An 18,767-nucleotide genomic window follows, 5' to 3' on the forward strand; every position below is an offset into this window, starting at 1 on the left:
GGAGGCGGCGCGGGAGTAATGAAGAAAGGCCACGCCGAAAAAGCGCTGCCGAAGCCGTGGAACTGCCGCAGAGGCACGCCGGACGGGCCTTCCCACTCGACGGCACGGCTCGCGCACGTATAATCGGCGCGTTCGCGCTGTTCGTGTCAACCCAAACTGATAAAGGAACCTTAATGAACAAACAGGAATTGATCGACGCCGTTGCCTCGCAAACCGGCGCCAGCAAGGCCCAAACTGGCGAAACGCTGGACACATTGCTCGAAGTGATCAAAAAGTCTGTGTCGAAAGGTGACTCCGTTCAGCTGATCGGCTTCGGCAGCTTCGGTTCGGGCAAGCGGGCGGCACGCACGGGTCGCAACCCGAAGACCGGCGAATCCATCAAGATTCCGGCTGCCAAGACGGTCAAGTTCACGGCAGGCAAAGCCTTCAAGGACGCAGTGAACAAGCGGTAAACCAGCGAAGGCCGTGGCGCCAGCTGCCATGCTGCGCGGCGCCGGCCTTCGAGGTTCATCCGCGAGCGCGGAGCAGACCTTCAAGTAAGACCCGCCACAGGCGGGTTTTTTTTCGTCCGTGGACATCGTGGCGGCGCGTGTTTGGGAATCGAGCCGCCGTGTCTTCAATGTCGATGGTCGTCGCAGTCGCAGTCGGGGCCGTGATCGTGGTCATCATGGTCGTGATCGTCGATTTCCCATGCGGGAAACGGATCGGAGAACTGCTGCCATTGCGCCTTGCCGAGCGCCCATTCGTTGTCATCGAGCAGACAGGCATCGAATTTTTGCTGCCACACGGATGCATCGAGATTCGGGCCGATCAGCACCAGTTCCTGACGGCGATCGCCCACGCTGTTGTCGTCCGGCTCGCCGAACCATTCCGCGACGATTTCGGCTTCCAGTTCGGGATCGTCGGTCGGCCATTCGCTGCGATCCTGCGCCGCCCACCACACGCCCGCCGGTCCGTGCCGGCATGTGCCGCCCGCTTGCGAGAGCGAACCGCCCACTTCATCGCGCGTGGCGAGCCAGAAGAATCCTTTCGCGCGGATCACATCCGGCCATTCCTGATGCAGCAGCGTCCAGAACCGCTCCGGATGAAACGGCCGCCGCGCACGGTAGACGAAATGCGCGACGTGATCGTCATCGTCGGGTTCTTCGCCGTTCAGGATCGCGAGCCAGCCGGGCGCGCTGGCGGTGGCATCGAAATCGAAGCGGCCGGTGTTCAGCCATTCGGCGTGCGGCGCGCGGCCGGACTCGCTGCGAACCAGATGAGCGCGCGGGTTCAGCGCACGGACCACGCGTTCCACTTCGTCAACGTCAGCCGATTCAGTCGTGTTGATGACGACCACATCGCAGAACTCGATCTGCGCGACCAGCGTTTCGACGATGGTCCGATCGTCGCCGCTGGCGTCATCGAGCGCGTCCGCGCGGGCGTAATCGCGCAGGAACGTGGATGCATCGATCACCGTGACGAACGTGTCGAGTTGGGCGCGGCCTTCGAGCGTCGCATCGTCGTCGTCACCGAAGGCAAGTTGTTCGGCGATGTCCATCGGATCGATCGCCGGATCGGATTCGACGACGAGCGCATCGAAGCGTGCCTCTTGCGCCAGCGCGACGATCGCGGCCTCCAACGCTTCCATCGATTTCGATGCGAGCATCACGCGCACGCAGCCATTCGGCAGATCGCGCCGTTCGTCTGCATTGCCGAACACAATGGACGCAACGCGCAGCGAGTCCGGAACACCATTGAGAAGCGCAGTCATGCCCGCGCCGTCCAACCCCGACAGCACGGTAACAGGCAGTGGATATGAGTTCATTGCAGTGAAGTGCGCGAGGCAAGGGAAAGCCGTCGAATGCCGGCAAGCAGAACCGGCGCGCTGCTCAGGTGAACAGCGCGCCGGAACGTCGAATCAGGGATTGTGCATCAAATACGAACGGCGGGAAGGCGCGCCGTGGAATCAGCGCTGCGCCTGAAGCAGCTTCCAGCGTCGCAGAATCTCGATGATCTGCGACGAGTATTTGTCACGCAAAGCGGGTGTTTCGGAATGGTAAGCACCGACCGCCTGCCACGAATTGCCATACTTGTTCATTTTCTGGCGCAGATGCCATGCCGCGACATACACGCTCTTGCATGGCTCCATCAGCGTGCCGCTCGAAATGCCATATTGAGCCAGCGTATTCAGATGGATGGAGTTGATTTGCATCAGCCCGTAATCGGTCGAACCATTGGCGTTCTTGTTGATGGCGTCAGGCTTGTTGTGCGATTCCTGCCAGGCGATAGCGCGCAGGATAAGCGGATTGACCTTCTGATACTTCGCCGCTTCGTCAAAACAGTCGGCGTGTGCTGACGCGGCGGCCAGCATGGCCCCGCAACCTATTGCTAGTAAACGCAGGATTCTCTTCATCTTCCTTCTACTCCATCCGCTCGTGCGGAACGTCATGCCGCTGTTGCGGCGCCGTGGCGCCTACGCCAACCAACACACGTCCGCGGCCGGGGCGTCATCGGGAAAACCCACCCTTTTTGATGCCGCCCGGATTGCGGAACCGCCCGTATCATACCCGCTGGCGTCTCAGACCATAAGTTGGCTATCAGACATACGTTCGATGCACGCCGCGAGACCAAATTGAGGTAACGTTTGCGCGAATCGTTGCAAAAATCAATTAAACGTATGAATAATAAGGTAAAGCCGCAAGGTACAATGCGAACCCGCGATTGTCTTACAAATTCTGGAAAAGCCTTATTCCGGCTTATCGGCAAAGGATTTGGAAGACTTGAGGCGCTGGAATCCAAGTTTCATGTGGTGCATAGTTTTGTCGGACGGATTGGAATAATTTCGTTACACAGACCTGCTATCGTCACGTTTTTTTGAACGTTCGCGACGGGCGGGTTGCCCGACTCGCGGCTGGTGGCGCGCTCGGCCCGACGAGACGTGCTGCTTGGCGGGCTCCCGCAGGGGGCCGGCTCAGACAACACATCCATGAATAGACAACCTATGGCACTGCGCCGCCTTGCAACCGCGCTTCTGGCGACGGGCCTCATCGTGGCGCACGCCGCGCACGCGCAGGTGACGCTGAATTTCGTCAACGCGGACATCGATCAGGTCGCGAAGGCAATCGGCGCCGCCACCGGCAAGACCATCATCGTCGATCCCCGGGTGAAGGGGCAGCTGAACCTCGTATCGGAAAATCCGGTGCCCGAGGAGCAAGCGCTCAAGACGCTGCAATCGTCGCTGCGCATGCAGGGCTTCGCGCTCGTGCAGGATCACGGCGTCCTCAAGGTCGTGCCGGAAGCGGACGCCAAGTTGCAGGGCGTGCCGACCTACATCGGCAATTCGCCGCAGGCGCGCGGCGATCAGGTCATCACGCAAGTCTTTCAACTGCACAACGAGTCGGCCAACAATATCCTGCCGGTGCTGCGGCCGCTCATCTCGCCGAACAACACCATCGCGGCTTATCCGGCGAACAACACGCTGGTCGTGACGGATTACGCGGACAACGTGCGGCGCGTGGCGGGCATCATCGCGGGCATCGATACGGCGGCGGGCCGCGAGGTGGACGTGCTCCAGCTCAAGAACGCCAACGCGCTCGACGTCGCTGAACAGATGAACAAGCTGCTCGATCCCGGCGCGGTCGGCAGCACGGACACCACGCTTAAAGTCGTCGTCACGCCGGACGCACGCACCAATTCGCTGATGTTCCGCGCATCGAGCAGCGCGCGTCTTGCGGCGGCTCGCCAACTGGCGCAAAAACTCGATGCGCCCACGAGCCAGCCCGGCAACATGCACGTCGTCCCGCTGCGCAACGCGGACGCCACGCGTCTCGCCAAAACCCTGCGCGGCATGATGGGCAAGGGCGGCAGCGGCAGTTCGGACAACAGCAGCAGCAGCGGCTCGAATTCGTCGAATTCGTTCGGCAACAGCGGCGGCGGCCTCGGCAATTCGTCGTCGATGTCCACCGGCATGTCCGGCACACCGCCGTTGCCCGGCGGATTGGGCGGCGGTAGTTCCGGCAGCGGCAACAGCCCGTTCGGCGCGGGCGGCTCGCGCGATCAGGCGTTTTCGTCGAACAAGGACAGCGACAGCAACGGCGGCAGCGATCAGGGCGGCGGCATGATCCAGGCGGATTCCGCGACGAATTCGCTCATCATCACCGCGCCGGAGCCGGTCTACCGCAACCTGCGCTACGTGGTCGATCAACTCGATGCACGCCGTCCGCAGGTCTATATCGAAGCGCTGATCGTCGAACTGTCGGCGACCACGGCGGCCAACCTCGGCATTCAGTGGCAAGGGCTCTTGATGTCGAACGGCGGCAATAACGCTGTGTACGGCGGTTCGAGCTTCGGGGCGGGCAACAGCAACATCGTCGATTTGACGCTCACCGCCAACACGATCGGGACGAACGGCACGGCCGGGCTGTCCAGTCCAATTCTGCAAAACGGCCTGAACATCGGCCTGTTGCACAAGTTCGGCAATTACTTCGGGCTGGGCGGTCTGCTTCAGGCGCTCTCCACCACGGCCGACGCCAACATTCTCTCGACGCCGAATCTCATCACGCTCGACAACGAGGAAGCGAAGATCATCGTCGGTCAGAACGTGCCGGTGCAGACCGGTTCGTATTCGAACGGCACGACCGGCACGTCGTCCGCGATCACTGCGTTCAATACCTACGACCGGCGCGATGTCGGCGTCACCTTGCACGTCAAGCCGCAGATCACCGAAAACGGCGTGCTCAAGCTGCAGCTCTATCAGGAAGATTCGACGGTCGATCAGACCTCGATCAACAATCCGGGCGGCGTGACCATCAACACGCGTTCGATTCAATCGACCGTACTCGCGGATGACGGCGAAATCGTCGTGCTCGGCGGCTTGATGCAGGATCAGTACACCGGCGGCAACAGCAAGATTCCGTTGCTCGGCGATATCCCGTTCATCGGCAGCCTGTTCCGCAGCGAGAACAAGACGCGCACCAAGACCAATTTGATGGTGTTCCTGCGTCCGGTGATCGTGCGCGATCAGTCGACGGCCACGCAGATCGCCAATTCGCGGTATGACTATCTGCGTCAGCAGCAATATGGCTATCAGCCGGACAACCGGATCATCAAGGATCAGGACGTGCCGCAATTGCCGCCCAAGCCGCTCGGCCCGTCCGAAGGCGGCGGCGCACCGGCCCAGAACATGCTGAACTGGGACAACATGACGCGCGGCGCGGGCGCGAGCACGACGCTGCCGCAGAATCCGAATGCCGGTCAGGCGCCGCAGCCTTATCAGCAAGCACCGGCGCCGATTGGCGGCAATGGCAACGGTAATGGAAACGGCGCAGGCGTGAACAATTACGCCGTGCCGAACAACCAACCGAGTACCGCGCCGATCAATAACGGCGCGAACAGTTCGACGGGAGTTTCCCAGTGAGCACCCTCAACGGCACGATCGACACCGCAACCGAGCAAGTGAGCGCCGCGGCGTCGCCGCTCTCCGCGCGTCTCGTGCCGTATGGCTTCGCGCGCAGCGGGCAGATTTTGCTCGCGCATCAGCACGCGGACACCATCGAGGTATGGATCAGCGAGCGCACGTCGGATGCCGCTTTGGCCGAAGTCGCGCGCAATTTCGGCGCGCTGTCGATCGTGCGCAAGTCCGCCGACGAACTCGCCGCCGCGATCAACTCGGCCTATGCGCGCAACGATGGCAGCGCCGCGCAGGTGGTCGGCGAAGTGGAAGGCGAAGTCGATCTTTCGCGGCTGATGCAGGACATTCCCGAAGTCGAAGACCTGCTGGAATCCGAAGACGACGCGCCGATCATCCGCATGATCAACGCGTTGTTGACGCAGGCCGCGCGCGAACAGGCATCGGATATTCATATCGAGCCGTTCGAAAATGCGTCCGTCGTGCGTTTTCGCGTGGACGGCACACTGCGCGATGTCGTGCGTCCGAAGAAGGCGCTGCACGGCGCGCTGATCTCGCGGATCAAGATCATGGCGCAGTTGGATATCGCCGAAAAACGTCTGCCGCAGGATGGCCGCATTACCTTGCGCGTGGGCGGCCGTCCGGTCGATGTGCGCGTCTCCACGCTGCCGACCGGCCACGGCGAACGCGCGGTGCTGCGTCTGCTCGAAAAGGACGCGCAGCGCCTGAACCTCGAAAAGCTCGGCATGGCGCGCGACACGCTGCGTCAGTTCGACAAGCTGATCGGCAAGCCGCACGGCATCGTGCTCGTGACCGGGCCGACCGGTTCGGGCAAGACCACCACGCTTTACGCGGCCATGTCGCGGCTGGAAACCACCACCACGAACATCATGACGGTGGAAGATCCGATCGAATACGACTTGTCGGGCATCGGGCAGACGCAGGTGAACGAGCGCATCGGCATGACGTTCGCGCGTGCGTTGCGGTCCATTTTGCGGCAGGACCCGGACATCATCATGATCGGGGAAATTCGCGATCTGGAGACCGCGCAGATTGCGGTGCAGGCATCGCTCACGGGTCACTTGGTGCTGGCCACGCTGCATACGAACGATGCCGCGTCCGCCGTCACGCGTCTCACCGACATGGGCGTGGAGCCGTATCTGCTGGCGTCGTCGCTGCTGGGCGTGCTGGCGCAGCGGCTCATCCGCCAACTGTGTCCGGTCTGCAAGAAAGAAGAAACGGATGGCGATGGCAAGAAGCACTGGCATCCGGTCGGCTGCGACCGTTGCGGCCAGTCGGGCTATGTCGGGCGGCGCGGCGTCTACGAACTGCTGCTGATCGATGAAATCATCCGCCCGCTGATCCACCGCAATGCCGCCGATGCCGAGATTCTCGAATCCGGCCGCAAGCAGGGCATGCGCACGCTGCGCGAAGACGGCGACCGCTGGCTGGATGCCGGCATAACGTCGCTCGAAGAAGTGCTGCGCGTGACGGGCGGAGACTGAAGCGATGCCCGCGTTCCGTTTCGAAGCCATCGACACCACCGGCAAGACGCAAAAAGGCGTGCTCGATGCCGACAGCGCCCGCGCCGCGCGCAGCCAGTTGCGCACGCAAGGGCTGACGCCGCTGATCGTCGAGGCGGCGGGATCGCGCACGCGCGGCGAGCGTCAGACGCGGCTCTCGCTGGGCCGTCGTCTTTCCACGCGCGAACAGGCCATTCTCACGCGTCAGCTTGCCAGTTTGCTGATCGCCGGATTGCCGCTCGGCGAAACGCTGTCGGTGCTCACCGAGCAGTCCGAGCGCGATTACATTCGCGAACTCATGGCCGCGATCCGCGCCGAAGTGCTCGGCGGTCATTCGTTCGCCAATGCGCTCGCGCAGCATCCGAAGGACTTCCCGGAGATTTATCGCGCGCTGGTGGCGGCGGGCGAGCACACCGGCAAGCTCGGCCTCGTGCTGTCGCGGCTCGCGGACTACATCGAGCAGCGCAACGCGTTGAAGCAGAAGATCATTCTGGCGTTCACGTATCCGGGCATCGTGACGATCATCGCGTTCGGCATCGTCACGTTTCTGTTGAGTTACGTGGTGCCGCAAGTGGTGAACGTGTTCGCCAGCACGAAGCAGTCGCTGCCCGTCCTCACCGTCATGATGATGGCGCTTTCCGGCTTCGTGCGAAGTTACTGGTGGGTCGCGCTCATCGGCGTGCTGTTGTTCGCGTGGATGGTGCGCGGCATTCTCCGGCGGCCCGGACCGCGCATGGCGTTCGACCGCTGGCTGCTGACGGCGCCGCTCATCGGCAAACTCGTGCGCGGCTATAACACCGTGCGCTTTGCCAGCACGCTCGCCATTCTGACCGCCGCCGGCGTGCCGATTCTGCGCGCATTGCAGGCAGCAGGCGAAACGCTCAGCAACACGGCAATGCGCAACAACGTGGACGACGCCATCGTGCGCGTGCGCGAAGGTTCGTCGCTGTCGCGCGCGCTCGGCAACACGAAGACGTTCCCGCCGGTGCTGGTCCACCTGATCCGCTCCGGCGAGGCAACGGGCGACGTCACCACCATGCTCGACCGCGCCTCCGAAGGCGAAGCGCGCGAACTCGAACGCCGCACGATGTTCCTCACCAGCCTGCTCGAACCGCTGCTGATTCTCGCGATGGGCGGCGTCGTGCTGGTGATCGTGCTCGCGGTGATGCTGCCGATCATCGAACTGAATAACCTGGTGCAGTAATGAACGCCCTGCAAACCCGTCTTCTCACGCTCGCCGCGCTCGCGCTTTTTTGCGTGACCGTGACGTACTGGGTGGTCACGCTCACCTCGCGTCAGACCGCGCCCTTGCCCGCCGCCGCCGCGACGCGCACGCCGTCGGTCGAGCAGGCCGCGACCATTTTCGGCGGCCAGCTCGAACGGCAGGCCAATTCGGATGTGCATCTGTTCGGCATCCTTGCGTTGCAGAACGGCGCGGCGGCAATCGTCAGTTATGGCGGCGAACCGGCCAAGGCTGTATCGCTGGGCGGACCGCTCACGCAGGGCGTGAAGCTGTCGGAAGTGCGGGCGAAGTCGATCATCATCGAGCGCAAGGGCGGCGTGAAGTCGGAGATTTTCCTTCCGGCGATGCCGGTCGGCCCGACGATCTACGTGCGCTGAACGTCGTTGGCCGTGCGTCGATGCGGCGCAACGGCGATGTAAGCGCATCGATAGAATGAGCGGTTGCATCGCCGGGCTCGCGGCCTGGAAATCGATACTTTCAAACAGATAAAGAGGTAGGACTCATGCAAGTGTGGACACAACGCGCGCAACTCGAACGCGCAGCCCGGACGCAAGGACGCCGCCAGCGCGGCTTTACGCTGATCGAAATCATGGTGGTGATCGCCATTCTCGGCATTCTCGCCGCGCTGATCGTGCCGAAGATCATGAGCCGTCCGGACGAAGCGCGCCGCGTCGCCGCGAAGCAGGACATCGGCACGGTGATGCAGGCGCTCAAGCTCTATCGCCTCGACAACGGCCGTTATCCGACGCAGGAACAAGGTCTGGCGGCGCTCACGCAAAAGCCGACCACCGAGCCTGTGCCCAACAACTGGAAGGACGGCGGCTACCTCGAACGTCTGCCGGCCGATCCGTGGGGCGGTCAGTATCAATATCTGAATCCGGGCGTGCACGGCGAAATCGATGTCTTCAGCTACGGCGCGGACAACAAGCCCGGCGGCGAAGGTAACGATGCCGATGTCGGCTCGTGGCAATAGGCGATCGTAGGCTCAGGCTAACGGTAAAGGTAAGGTGGCTCGCGTGAACCGGCACGTCAGACAGTCAGCCGCGCGACGTGATCGAGGGTTCACGCTGCTGGAAATGCTCGTGGTGCTGGTCATCGCGGGATTGCTGGTATCGCTCGCGTCGCTGCAACTGACGCGCAATCCGCGCACCGATCTCAACGAGGAAGCGCAGCGGCTCGCGCTGCTGTTCGAATCCGCGGGCGACGAAGCGCAGGTGCGCGCGCGGCCCATCGCGTTTCAGCCGGTCGAAGGCGGTTTTCGTTTCGATGTCCGTACCGAAGACGGCTGGCGTCCGCTGCGCGACGATCTGTTGCGCGCGCGTCCGTGGGAAGGCGGCGTGACCGGCGTGACTATCCAGTTTCTCGATTCGGACCGCTCGGTGGATCGTCTCGTGTTCGGCGTCGAAGCCATCGATACACCGATGGAAATCACGCTCGTCTCGGCGGTCGGGCGCGCGACGATCATCGGCAGCGGCAATGGCCGCTTCGAGGTGCGGTGATGAAGCGTCATCGTTCCCAACGCGGTTTCACCATGATCGAAGTGCTCGTGGCGCTGGCGATCATCGCGGTGGCGCTGGCGGCATCGCTGCGCGCGGTGGCGTCGCTCGCGACGAGCGAGGCGGACCTGCATCGACGGCTATTGGCGGGATGGAGCGCCGACAACGAACTCGCGCAATTGCGGCTTTCGCACGAGTTTCCGGAAGTCGGCTCGAAAACCTTTGATTGCTCGCAAGGCAATCTCAAGCTCATGTGCACGCAGCGCGTGAGCACGACGCCGAACCCGATTTTCCGTCGCGTCGAAATTCTTGTTTCGATGCCGGGCCGGGCCGGCAATCTCGCGCAAATGGTCACGGTGGTGGGGAATGAAACGAATCGTTCCCTGTAAGCAGCGCGGTTTCACGCTTCTGGAAATGCTGATCGCCATCGCCATTCTGGCGGTCATCGCGGTGTTGTCGTGGCGCGGACTCGACTCGGTGATTCGCGGCCGCGCCGTCATCACCGCGCAGATGGAGGACGAGCGCGTGGTCGCGCAGTTATTCGACCAGATGCGTATCGACGCGCGTCAGGCCGCCACCGACGACGAAGCCGGGCAGGCCGCGGTGTCGATCGCGGGCGGCTCGCTGCAAATCGTGCGCGGTCTGTTCGCGCCGGGCGCCGCGCCGCGTCTTCAGGTCGTGCGGTATAGATTGGCGGATGGGCGCGTGGTGCGCTTCGCATCGCCGCCGCTGGCCAACGTGGGCGAAGTGCGGCGCACGCTGGCCGGCGGCACGGAAGGATGGAATTCGGTGTCGTTGCTGGGCGGCGTCAGGTCGATGCGGGCGCGTGTGTACATCCCGCAAAAAGGATGGACCACGAACATGAACGACGTGACCGCGCAGATCAACGAAAACGACAACAACCTGAAGGTGCCGCAACTCGGCAACGCGCCGCTGCCGCGCGCGGTGTCGGGCGTTCAGGTGGCGATCGGCGCGGCCAATCTCGCCGCGCCGATCACGCGTGTTTTCCTCGTCGGAGAATGAGCATGCGCAAGTCTGCTTTTGCATCGGGGAAGCAACGCGGCGTCGCGATCATCAGCGCGCTGCTGGTGGTCGCGCTGTCGGCCATTCTGGTGTCGGGCATGTTGTGGCGGCAGCAGGTTCAGGTTCGGCGCATCGAGAATCAGCGCTTGCTGGCGCAGGCGCAGTGGATTTCGCGCAGCGCGCTGGACTGGACGCGGCTGATTCTGCGCTCGGAAGCGGATACGTCGCCGACCGTCACGTATCTCGGCGGCGTGTGGGGCGTGCCGATTGCCAAGACGCGGCTCTCGGACTTCCTCGGCCAGATCGGCGATGTGCGCGCGCAGGAAGGCGCGGCCACGTATCTGTCCGGCTCCATCGAAGATGCGCAGGCGAAGTTCAACCTGCGCAATCTGGTGGCGACGCCAACACCCGGCGTGCTGACGGTGAACGTCGAACAGATTCAGGCGTTCCAGCGGTTGCTTGTGGAAGTGGGACTGGACGGATCGCTGGCGAAGACCGTGGCCTTGCAGATGCGCGCGGGACTCGCGCGATCGGCCACGCGTTTTCAGGCGGAGTCACCCAGCGGAGCGTCGGCGGCGGCGGGCGCGGCGTCGATGGTGGCGGCCATCGCGGCGGGCGGCGGCGTAAGCGGCGGCAACTTCACCGACGATCCGGGCCTCAAGGACTTCGACAGCGACGCGCCCGTCGCGCCGCTGCAAATGATCACCGTGGATTCGCTTCAGGACGTGCCGGGATTTTCGGCGGATGCCGTCGCCAAGTTGCGCCCGTTCGTCACCATCCTGCCGACGACCACGGCCGTCAACATGAACACGGCATCCGCCGAAGTGATCGCCGCCGTGATTCCGGGGATGAACCTCGCGCAGGCGCAAGCGCTCGTCGCGCGCCGCTCGACCGTGTTCTTTCACGATGTCGGCAATGTGCAGCTTGCGCTCACCGGCGCGGGCGTGAAGACCGTCACCTCGGTCGATCCGCAGGAACTCGACGTGACGACGAAATACTTCGTGATTCACGGACGCGTCGAGCACGAACGCGCGCAGCTCGAACGCACGACGCTCGTCTATCGCGATCCGACGACGCACGCCACGCGCGTCGTCTACTCGCGCGACGCGCTATGAATTTGACTAGAGGAAGCCGCCTTTGAGCACACTGATCGTCCTCCTACCGCCGCGCGATCCGGCGGTGCGCTCGGAAGAATGGCAATTGCCGGATCTGCCGTTTCTGCTGCTCGACAAGCGCGGTACGCCGCAGCGCGTCGGCCGGGCCGCGCTGTCGCTGTTGCCGCGCGCTGCGGCGACCGTGCTGATCGTCGCTGCGCGCGACACGCTGTTGATCGCCGCCAACATGCCGCCGCTCAAGGGGCCGCGCTTGCGTCAGGCGTTGCCGAATGTGGTCGAGGATCAACTGATTCAGGACCCGCAGACGTGCCACGTCGCCGTCGATCCCGTGCCGCTCGCGGATGGCCGTCGCGTGCTCGCGGTGATCGATCGCGGCTGGTTCCGTTTCGTGCGCGAGGGATTCGCGGCGGCGGGGCATCGCAATGTGAAGGCGGTGCCTGCCATGCGATGCCTGCCGGTGCCTGCAATCGCGCCGCTCGAAGAAGGCGTGGATGCGCCGGGCGCGCCGTTCATCGCCGGATTGCTTGGGCATGTGGTGTCGACCGCGCCCGCGTTGATCGGCGAGATCAGCGTCGAACCGAGCCTGTACGCGCCCGCGCCGCGTCTGGAAGTGGCGATTGCGCGCGGTGAACGCGCCGCGCTCGGCGAAGGTCTCGCGCTGCAAGAGGAAACGGTTGCCGCGACGCTCGATGCGCTCGCCGGCCCGCAGCCGGTTGTGATCTATTCGCTCGTCGATCTGCCCGGCGACGAACCGCGTCTCGCAGGCGCGCGCGGCATCGCGCACGGCGTGCCGGAAGCCCGTCCGCTCGCGTTCGAAGTCCTCGCGCGCCACGCGATGGAAAGCCGCTTCGACCTGTGCCAGTTCGAATTCGCCTCGCAACCGTGGCGGCTCGACCGCGCGACCATGCGCCGTCTGCGCGTGCCGATCGCGCTGGTGGTGGCGTCGATCATCGTGTCGGTGATCGGCGTCAACGTGCAGTGGTTGCAGCTTTCGCGTCAGCGCGACGCCATCAATGCGCAGGAAACCGAACTTTTGCTCAACGCCTTCCCGAAAACCACCGTCGTGCTCGACGCACCCGGTCAGATGACGACCAATCTCGACCGACTGCGCACGGCGGCGGGCGAATTGTCGCCGTCCGACTTTCTCTCTCTCGCCGATGGCCTCGCGCGCTCGCTCGGTCCGGTGCCGGTGAACGGCATCGCCGGGTTGGATTATCGCGAACGTCATCTGGACGTGACCTTCAAGCCCGAAACCAAGGTCGATCCCGACCTGACACGACGCCTCGCCGCGAACGGCCTAACCGGCGCGATCGATACGAACACGGGCAAATGGACGATCAGGAGCGGCCAATGAAGGCTGAACTCGCACAAACGTTCTCGGATTTCTGGGAAGGGCGCACGCAGCGCGAAAAGACGCTGCTGATGTGGGGCGGCTTCGCGCTCGTGCTGCTGGTGATTTATCTGGTGCTGTGGGCGCCCGCGTTCGAAGGCCGCGCGCGGCTGCGCGATTCGCTGCCGAACATGCAGCGCCAACTCGCGACGATGACCGCGCAGGCCAACGACGCGCGCGCGCTCGCGGGCAGCGCCGAAAGCGTCACGCCGACCGGCGGCGCGCTGCGCGATGCCATCGCGAAATCGCTCGCCGACAGCGGCATGCAGCCGACGCAGGTGCAGGTGATCGGCGCGGCGGTGCAGTTCACGCTCAAGAACGTGTCGTTTCCGAACTGGACCGTGTGGCTCGACAACGCGCGCAAGCAGTTCAAGGTGCAGGTGTCGGAAGCGCACGTCACGGCAGGAACGCCGGATGGACAGGTGGATTTGACGGCATCGCTGCAACCGGCCGTATCGAAATGAGTTACTGGACGCGCCGCTTCCGGCTCGCGCTTCCGGCGTTGTTCGTGATCGTGCTGTCGGTCGGCGGCACATTGCTCGCGATGATGCCCGCCGCGTGGATCGTCCCGCAATTCACCCGGGCGACGCGCGGGCACGTCAATCTGGTCGATCCCGCCGGTTCGCTGTGGCACGGTTCGGCCACGCTGATGCTCGCGGCGGGCAGCGGAGGCGAGGGCGCAACGCTGCTGCCGGGGCGCATCGAATGGACGACGGGGTTCTGGCCGCTGTTCCTGGGCCGCGTGCACATGACCATGCGCCAGACCGAGGCCATGCCGGATGCTGTCATCGTCGATGCGAACATGCGCAGCGCGACGCTTTCGTCCGGCGCGATCGCCGTGCCCGCGACGCTGCTCGCCGGATTGGGCGCGCCGTTCAACACGTTGAATTTCGAAGGCTTGGTGAAGCTGACGTGGACCGACTTTCGCGTGCTCGGGCAGAACACGTACGGTCAACTGATCGTCACGATGGATGACATGGCATCCAGCGTGTCGCGCGTGAAGCCGCTCGGGTCGTATCGCGTCGCGTTGCAGGCGCAGGGCGCGGCGACGAGCATCGATCTTTCGACCAGTCGCGGGCCGCTCATGCTCACGGGCAGCGGCGAACTCGCGCAAGGATCGGCGACGTTTCAGGGCACCGCCACGAGCGCGCCTGAACAACGCGAGAACCTCGCCGGACTATTGAATCTGCTGGGTCGCCACACGGACCCGGACACAGTCGCGCTGACCTTCGTGCGCTAAAAACGCTCAGCTTTTCGATGCCGGCGCGGCCACCGCGCCGGTTTCCTGATCCATCTGCGCGTCATCCCATCCGCCGCCGAGCGCCTTCACCAGACCGACCGACGACACCATCCGCTGACCCGCGATATTCGCGAGTTTCTGTTCCGCCGTGAACGCAGTCGTCTGCGCGGTCAGCACGTTGATGTACGCGACCGTTCCCGCTTTGTACTGATTGCTGATGATCGCCAGCGCCTGCTGCGCCGAGGCGACCGCCTGCTCCTGCACGACGACTTCCTTCTCCAGAATGCGCAGCGACGCGAGGTTGTCTTCCACGTCCTGGAACGCGGTCAGCACGGTTTGCCGGTACGTCGCGACGTTCTGATCGTAGGCGGCGCGTGCGGCATCCGTGCGCGCGGCGCGCAGACCGCCATCGAACAGCGTGGCCGCGAGACTCGGCCCGAGCGTCCAGAAACGCGACGGCGCGCGCAGCAATTGCGAGAACACCGAACTCTCGAAACCGCCCTGCGCGGACAGCGTGATGGTCGGGAAATAAGCGGCGATCTCGACGCCGATCTGCTCGTTCGCGGCCGCCGCCTTGCGCTCCGCCGACGCGATATCCGGCCGCCGCTCCAGAATGGCGGACGGCATTTGCGCGGGCACGGTGGGCGGCGTGGCATCGAGCGGAATTTGCGGAATGGAGAACGTGGAGGCCGCTTCGCCGACGAGCACCGCGATGGCGTGCTCGTACTGCGCGCGCGCCACGCCGTTATCGATGGCCGATGCCTGCGCGGATTGCAATTGCGTCTGCGCCTGAATCACGTCCGAACGCGCGACGATGCCCTGCGCGTACTGGTTCTGCGTGAGCTTGAGCGACTGCTGATAGGCGAGCACGGTGTCGTCGAGCAGCTTTTGCTGGGCATCGAGTGAGCGCAGTTGGAAGTAGGTTTGCGCGAGCGTGGCCTGCGCGGAAAGGCGCGCGTTGGCGAGATCGGCGGCCGCGCCTTGCTGGCCGGCTTTTTGTTCGGCTACCTGACGACGCACATTGCCCCACAAATCCGGCTCCCACGATGCATCGAGCGTGAGGTTGAACTGATTGTTGACCGAGCCTTGCTGGCCGAAACTCGAACTGCTGGTTGACCGGTTGCCCGCGCCTTGCCCCGAACGCGAGCCCGACAACGACGTTCCCACCGTCGGGAAATACGATGCCCGCGCTTCGCCAACAAGCGCACGCGCCTGCCGATAAGCCGCCGCATATTGCGCGATGGTCTGATTCGACGCGTTCAGTTGCGTTTCGAGATCGTTCAGGCGCGGGTCGTCATAGATGCTCCACCACGCGCCGCGATCGCCCTGATCGGCGGGTTGCGCGACTTTCCAGCCTTCGGGCGCTTCCTTGTAGCTGGCCGGGACGACCGTCGTGGGACGCTGATAATCCGGCCCGACCGCGCAGCCCGCGACGAGCACGGCAAGCGCGATAGCGGACACACGCAGCGCGGCGCTGCGCAGGATAAGCGTGGCGGGTGAAACGAAAGCGGCGGTACGGTGCGGCATCTGCGAGTCGAAGTCCTGTCGGCGCGGTTTCCCGAATGGGCGAACGTGGCAAGCCGAAATGGTAAAGGAACGCGCGCCGTGCATAAGCATCGCGCGCGCGCGTCAGGCAGACGTTAGCGTAACGGCTTCGTCGTAAGGTGGGTGTTACGCATCGACAATTATCGGTTACGGCACGTTACGCACCGCTGACGATTATTTCGATGAAGGCTCAAAGGCCCGGCGCACCGCCGCCGCCCGTGCAAGGCGCGGGCAATAGAGCATGCGATGAAGTCTGCTTCGGCTTGGATGCCGCCGCCGTGCGCCGCCGGTTCCGATTCTCGAACCAACCCATGCCGAGCACCGCGAACGAGCCGCCCGGCAGCAGAAACACGATCAGATACAACGCGAGTTTCCACGAACTCAGCTTCGGCGGAACGAAGTGGCGGGCGGCGTTGGCGATCGTGCTGCTGATGTCGCCGATGCGTCGGCGGGCGGTCTGGGCAAGGCGATTCATGGTTGGGTCTCTCGGGGCGTCGGCAGGGCGACGCAGCGGGGTGTTCAGAACATAGTCTCAAAAGGCGCAACAAGCGCGTAAGTCGTTGCTTAATATAATATTGACTGTGCAAGTAGTTTTCAAGATACTGGCGATTGCTTTTTTTTGAGCGTTGCTTTTGCGTAACGCCCGGACGTTGCATGGAACGAGAACCGCTGTACGACCCCGCCACGATTCAGCTCGAAACGAGTCTGGGCTATTACTTGACCAAGGCGCGCAACGTTCTCGTCGCGCGGACGGACGAGGCGCTCGGGCCGCTCGATCTCACGTCGCAGCAAATTGGCATTGTTTTGATGCTGGCGTCGGGGCGCGCGCGCACGCCGCTGGAACTATCGCGCGAACTGTCCTACGACAGCGGTTCGATGACGCGCATGCTCGACCGGCTGGAGAAGAAAGGCTTCCTGAGCCGAACGCGAAGCGACGCGGACCGGCGCATCGTCGAACTGAATTTGACGCAGCAAGGGCGCGATGCTGCAGCGCGTCTACCGGAACTCGGCGCGGGCGTGCTCAACGCACAACTCGATGGATTCAGCCGCGACGAACTCGATCTGCTGATCGGGATGCTCGCGCGGATCATTGGAAACGGGCCGGGTAAAGGCTGCGGTCCGTGCGGTGAAGAACTGTAGCGCGGTGACAAGTTCGATTTTTTGCGCTTGTCCGTTTAATTGCCTAAGCAGAAAATGCAGCGGCATAAAAAATTCAGATGCCGCTTCAAGACGAAGAAAAACATGTCGACTACCAGCACCGCTTCCGTCAAGACAACGCCCGCGCCGCTCACCGGCGGCACGCTCGCTTTGCTCACCGTGGGCCTCGCGCTCGGCACGTTCATGGAAGTGCTGGATACTTCCATCGCCAACGTCGCGGTGCCGACGATTTCCGGCAGCCTCGGCGTCGCGACGAGCGAAGGCACATGGGTGATTTCATCGTATTCGGTGGCGTCGGCGATTGCGGTGCCGCTGACGGGCTGGCTCGCGCGGCGCGTCGGCGAGGTGAAGCTGTTCACCATTTCCGTGTTGCTGTTCTCGGTGGCCTCCGCTTTATGCGGGTTCGCGCACAACTTCGAATCGCTGATTGCGTTCCGGCTGCTGCAAGGACTCGTGTCCGGCCCGATGGTCCCGCTCTCGCAAACCATCCTCATGCGCAGCTATCCGCCGCACAAACGCGGCCTCGCGCTCGGTCTCTGGGCGATGACCGTCATCGTCGCGCCGATCTTCGGGCCGGTGATGGGCGGTTACATCACGGATAACTACACGTGGCCGTGGATCTTCTACATCAACGTGCCGATCGGCCTGTTTTCGGCGGCGATCGCGTATTTTCTGCTGCGCAATCACGAGACGAAGATCACGCAGCAGCGCATCGATGCGGTCGGCCTCACCTTGCTCGTGATCGGCGTCGCGACGCTTCAGATGATGCTCGACCTCGGCAAAGACCGCGACTGGTTCAATTCGAACTTCATCGTGACGCTGGCGATTGTCTCGGTCGTGTCGCTCGCCTTCATGTTCGCGTGGGAAGTGACGGAAAAGGAACCGGTGATCGACCTCTCACTGTTTCGCGACCGCAATTTCGCGATGGGCGTGCTCATCACCTCGCTCGGCTTTCTGGCGTTCTTCGGCTCGGTCGTGGTGTTGCCGCTGTGGCTGCAAACCGTGCTCGGCTACACGCCGTGGCTCGCGGGACTTGCCACCGCGCCGGTCGGCATTCTCGCGCTTGTGCTCTCGCCGATGATCGGGCAGAACATGCATCGGCTGAATCTGCGCGTGGTCGCGAGCTTCGCGTTCATCACGTTCGCGTTCGTGTCGTACTGGAACTCGACCTTCACGCTCGATACGCCGTTTCACAGCATCATCATTCCGCGACTGATTCAGGGGATCGGCGTGGCGTGCTTCTTCGTGCCGATGACGACCATCACGCTATCGAGCGTCAGCGATGAACGCCTCGCGGGCGCGGCCGGTCTGTCCAATTTCCTTCGCACCTTGTCGGGCGCGATCGGCACGGCGGTGAGCACGACGTTCTGGGAAAACGACATGATCCGGCATCACGCGGTGCTGTCGGAATCCGTGACGGCGTATGCGCCGGCCACTTCGTCGTACTCGGATTCGTTGTCGGGATTGGGTTTGTCGGGTCAGGCGTTGAGCGCGCAACTGGACCGCGTGGTGTCGGCGCAGGCGTACATGATGTCCACCAACGACTTCTTCCGAATCTCGTGTTTCGCGTTTCTGGCGCTGGCCGCGATGGTCTGGCTGACGCGTCCGAAGAAGGGCGCATCAGCCACGATGGGACATTGATCCG

General features: G+C 63.6%; 19 protein-coding genes. 15 read left to right on the forward strand and 4 right to left on the reverse strand.

Annotated features, from left to right (window positions below; translation table 11 throughout):
* The first annotated feature begins 173 nt into the window (after positions 1–173).
* Positions 174–452 (forward strand): HU family DNA-binding protein, encoded by a 279-nt coding sequence (locus ACZCWR_RS01950; RefSeq protein ID WP_487302071.1) that lies wholly within the window; start codon positions 174–176, stop codon positions 450–452.
* Between the two features lie 164 nt (positions 453–616).
* Here ACZCWR_RS01950 and ACZCWR_RS01955 read toward each other — a convergent pair whose 3' ends face one another.
* Both ACZCWR_RS01955 and ACZCWR_RS01960 read right to left on the reverse strand, forming a co-directional pair.
* Positions 617–1,807 carry a GTP-binding protein gene (locus ACZCWR_RS01955; RefSeq protein ID WP_487302072.1) on the reverse strand — a complete coding sequence of 397 codons (1,191 nt, stop codon included), beginning with the start codon at positions 1,805–1,807 and terminating at the stop codon, positions 617–619.
* Between the two features lie 141 nt (positions 1,808–1,948).
* On the reverse strand, positions 1,949–2,395 hold the full coding sequence (locus ACZCWR_RS01960; protein WP_277186752.1) for a lytic transglycosylase domain-containing protein: 447 nt from the start codon (positions 2,393–2,395) through the stop codon (positions 1,949–1,951).
* A 588-nt stretch (positions 2,396–2,983) separates the two neighbouring features.
* On the opposite strand from ACZCWR_RS01960, the gene gspD reads away from it, so the two are divergent.
* From gspD to gspN, 12 genes are all read left to right on the forward strand, one after another.
* Positions 2,984–5,398, forward strand: coding sequence for a type II secretion system secretin GspD (gene gspD, locus ACZCWR_RS01965; RefSeq protein ID WP_487302073.1), 2,415 nt, complete (start codon positions 2,984–2,986; stop codon positions 5,396–5,398).
* Positions 5,395–6,894, forward strand: a complete 1,500-nt coding sequence (gene gspE, locus ACZCWR_RS01970) for a type II secretion system ATPase GspE (protein WP_487302074.1) — start codon at positions 5,395–5,397, stop codon at positions 6,892–6,894. Before gspD ends, gspE begins: the two co-directional genes overlap by 4 nt.
* Positions 6,895–6,898: 4 nt before the next feature.
* Positions 6,899–8,116, forward strand: coding sequence for a type II secretion system inner membrane protein GspF (gene gspF, locus ACZCWR_RS01975; protein WP_487302075.1), 1,218 nt, complete (start codon positions 6,899–6,901; stop codon positions 8,114–8,116).
* On the forward strand, positions 8,116–8,532 hold the full coding sequence (locus ACZCWR_RS01980; protein ID WP_487302076.1) for a hypothetical protein: 417 nt from the start codon (positions 8,116–8,118) through the stop codon (positions 8,530–8,532). The genes gspF and ACZCWR_RS01980 overlap by 1 nt, the downstream gene beginning before the upstream one ends.
* Positions 8,533–8,657: 125 nt before the next feature.
* Positions 8,658–9,128 (forward strand): type II secretion system major pseudopilin GspG, encoded by a 471-nt coding sequence (gene gspG, locus ACZCWR_RS01985; RefSeq protein ID WP_487302077.1) that lies wholly within the window; start codon positions 8,658–8,660, stop codon positions 9,126–9,128.
* A gap of 43 nt (positions 9,129–9,171) precedes the next feature.
* Positions 9,172–9,654, forward strand: a complete 483-nt coding sequence (locus tag ACZCWR_RS01990) for a GspH/FimT family pseudopilin (RefSeq protein ID WP_487302078.1) — start codon at positions 9,172–9,174, stop codon at positions 9,652–9,654.
* Entirely contained in the window at positions 9,654–10,040 is a 387-nt protein-coding gene (gene gspI / locus ACZCWR_RS01995) for a type II secretion system minor pseudopilin GspI (RefSeq protein WP_487302079.1), read from the forward strand. Before ACZCWR_RS01990 ends, gspI begins: the two co-directional genes overlap by 1 nt.
* Complete coding sequence (locus tag ACZCWR_RS02000) at positions 10,018–10,674, forward strand: type II secretion system protein GspJ (protein WP_487302080.1); 657 nt, start codon at positions 10,018–10,020, stop codon at positions 10,672–10,674. Before gspI ends, ACZCWR_RS02000 begins: the two co-directional genes overlap by 23 nt.
* A gap of 2 nt (positions 10,675–10,676) precedes the next feature.
* Positions 10,677–11,789, forward strand: a complete 1,113-nt coding sequence (gspK, locus tag ACZCWR_RS02005) for a type II secretion system minor pseudopilin GspK (RefSeq protein ID WP_487302081.1) — start codon at positions 10,677–10,679, stop codon at positions 11,787–11,789.
* Between the two features lie 22 nt (positions 11,790–11,811).
* Positions 11,812–13,143: a type II secretion system protein GspL gene (gspL, locus tag ACZCWR_RS02010; protein ID WP_487302082.1), complete on the forward strand. Its 1,332-nt coding sequence runs from the start codon at positions 11,812–11,814 to the stop codon at positions 13,141–13,143.
* On the forward strand, positions 13,140–13,643 hold the full coding sequence (locus ACZCWR_RS02015; RefSeq protein ID WP_487302083.1) for a type II secretion system protein M: 504 nt from the start codon (positions 13,140–13,142) through the stop codon (positions 13,641–13,643). Before gspL ends, ACZCWR_RS02015 begins: the two co-directional genes overlap by 4 nt.
* Positions 13,640–14,419: a type II secretion system protein N gene (gene gspN / locus ACZCWR_RS02020; RefSeq protein ID WP_487302084.1), complete on the forward strand. Its 780-nt coding sequence runs from the start codon at positions 13,640–13,642 to the stop codon at positions 14,417–14,419. Before ACZCWR_RS02015 ends, gspN begins: the two co-directional genes overlap by 4 nt.
* Before the next feature lie 6 nt (positions 14,420–14,425).
* Here gspN and ACZCWR_RS02025 read toward each other — a convergent pair whose 3' ends face one another.
* Together ACZCWR_RS02025 and ACZCWR_RS02030 are read right to left on the reverse strand one after the other, a co-directional pair.
* Entirely contained in the window at positions 14,426–15,946 is a 1,521-nt protein-coding gene (locus ACZCWR_RS02025) for an efflux transporter outer membrane subunit (protein WP_487302085.1), read from the reverse strand.
* Positions 15,947–16,154: 208 nt separating this feature from the next.
* On the reverse strand, positions 16,155–16,439 hold the full coding sequence (locus ACZCWR_RS02030; protein ID WP_487302086.1) for a hypothetical protein: 285 nt from the start codon (positions 16,437–16,439) through the stop codon (positions 16,155–16,157).
* A gap of 179 nt (positions 16,440–16,618) precedes the next feature.
* Here ACZCWR_RS02030 and ACZCWR_RS02035 point away from each other — a divergent pair, with 179 nt between their 5' ends.
* Positions 16,619–17,104 (forward strand): MarR family winged helix-turn-helix transcriptional regulator, encoded by a 486-nt coding sequence (locus ACZCWR_RS02035; protein WP_487302087.1) that lies wholly within the window; start codon positions 16,619–16,621, stop codon positions 17,102–17,104.
* Between the two features lie 102 nt (positions 17,105–17,206).
* Complete coding sequence (locus ACZCWR_RS02040) at positions 17,207–18,763, forward strand: DHA2 family efflux MFS transporter permease subunit (RefSeq protein ID WP_487302088.1); 1,557 nt, start codon at positions 17,207–17,209, stop codon at positions 18,761–18,763.
* The last annotated feature ends 4 nt before the right edge of the window (positions 18,764–18,767 follow it).

The organism is Caballeronia sp. A2-2 (assembly GCF_057612605.2).

Bases quoted from the DNA above. Each gene is read 5' to 3' on its own strand.
- ACZCWR_RS01950 (WP_487302071.1), top strand. From the start codon at position 174: ATGAACAAACAGGAATTGATCGACGCCGTTGCCTCGCAAACCGGCGCC.
- ACZCWR_RS01955 (WP_487302072.1), bottom strand. From the start codon at position 1,807: ATGAACTCATATCCACTGCCTGTTACCGTGCTGTCGGGGTTGGACGGC.
- ACZCWR_RS01960 (WP_277186752.1), bottom strand. From the start codon at position 2,395: ATGAAGAGAATCCTGCGTTTACTAGCAATAGGTTGCGGGGCCATGCTG.
- gspD (WP_487302073.1), top strand. From the start codon at position 2,984: ATGGCACTGCGCCGCCTTGCAACCGCGCTTCTGGCGACGGGCCTCATC.
- gspF (WP_487302075.1), top strand. From the start codon at position 6,899: ATGCCCGCGTTCCGTTTCGAAGCCATCGACACCACCGGCAAGACGCAA.
- ACZCWR_RS01980 (WP_487302076.1), top strand. From the start codon at position 8,116: ATGAACGCCCTGCAAACCCGTCTTCTCACGCTCGCCGCGCTCGCGCTT.
- gspG (WP_487302077.1), top strand. From the start codon at position 8,658: ATGCAAGTGTGGACACAACGCGCGCAACTCGAACGCGCAGCCCGGACG.
- gspI (WP_487302079.1), top strand. From the start codon at position 9,654: ATGAAGCGTCATCGTTCCCAACGCGGTTTCACCATGATCGAAGTGCTC.
- ACZCWR_RS02000 (WP_487302080.1), top strand. From the start codon at position 10,018: ATGAAACGAATCGTTCCCTGTAAGCAGCGCGGTTTCACGCTTCTGGAA.
- gspK (WP_487302081.1), top strand. From the start codon at position 10,677: ATGCGCAAGTCTGCTTTTGCATCGGGGAAGCAACGCGGCGTCGCGATC.
- ACZCWR_RS02015 (WP_487302083.1), top strand. From the start codon at position 13,140: ATGAAGGCTGAACTCGCACAAACGTTCTCGGATTTCTGGGAAGGGCGC.
- gspN (WP_487302084.1), top strand. From the start codon at position 13,640: ATGAGTTACTGGACGCGCCGCTTCCGGCTCGCGCTTCCGGCGTTGTTC.
- ACZCWR_RS02025 (WP_487302085.1), bottom strand. From the start codon at position 15,946: ATGCCGCACCGTACCGCCGCTTTCGTTTCACCCGCCACGCTTATCCTG.
- ACZCWR_RS02030 (WP_487302086.1), bottom strand. From the start codon at position 16,439: ATGAATCGCCTTGCCCAGACCGCCCGCCGACGCATCGGCGACATCAGC.
- ACZCWR_RS02035 (WP_487302087.1), top strand. From the start codon at position 16,619: ATGGAACGAGAACCGCTGTACGACCCCGCCACGATTCAGCTCGAAACG.
- ACZCWR_RS02040 (WP_487302088.1), top strand. From the start codon at position 17,207: ATGTCGACTACCAGCACCGCTTCCGTCAAGACAACGCCCGCGCCGCTC.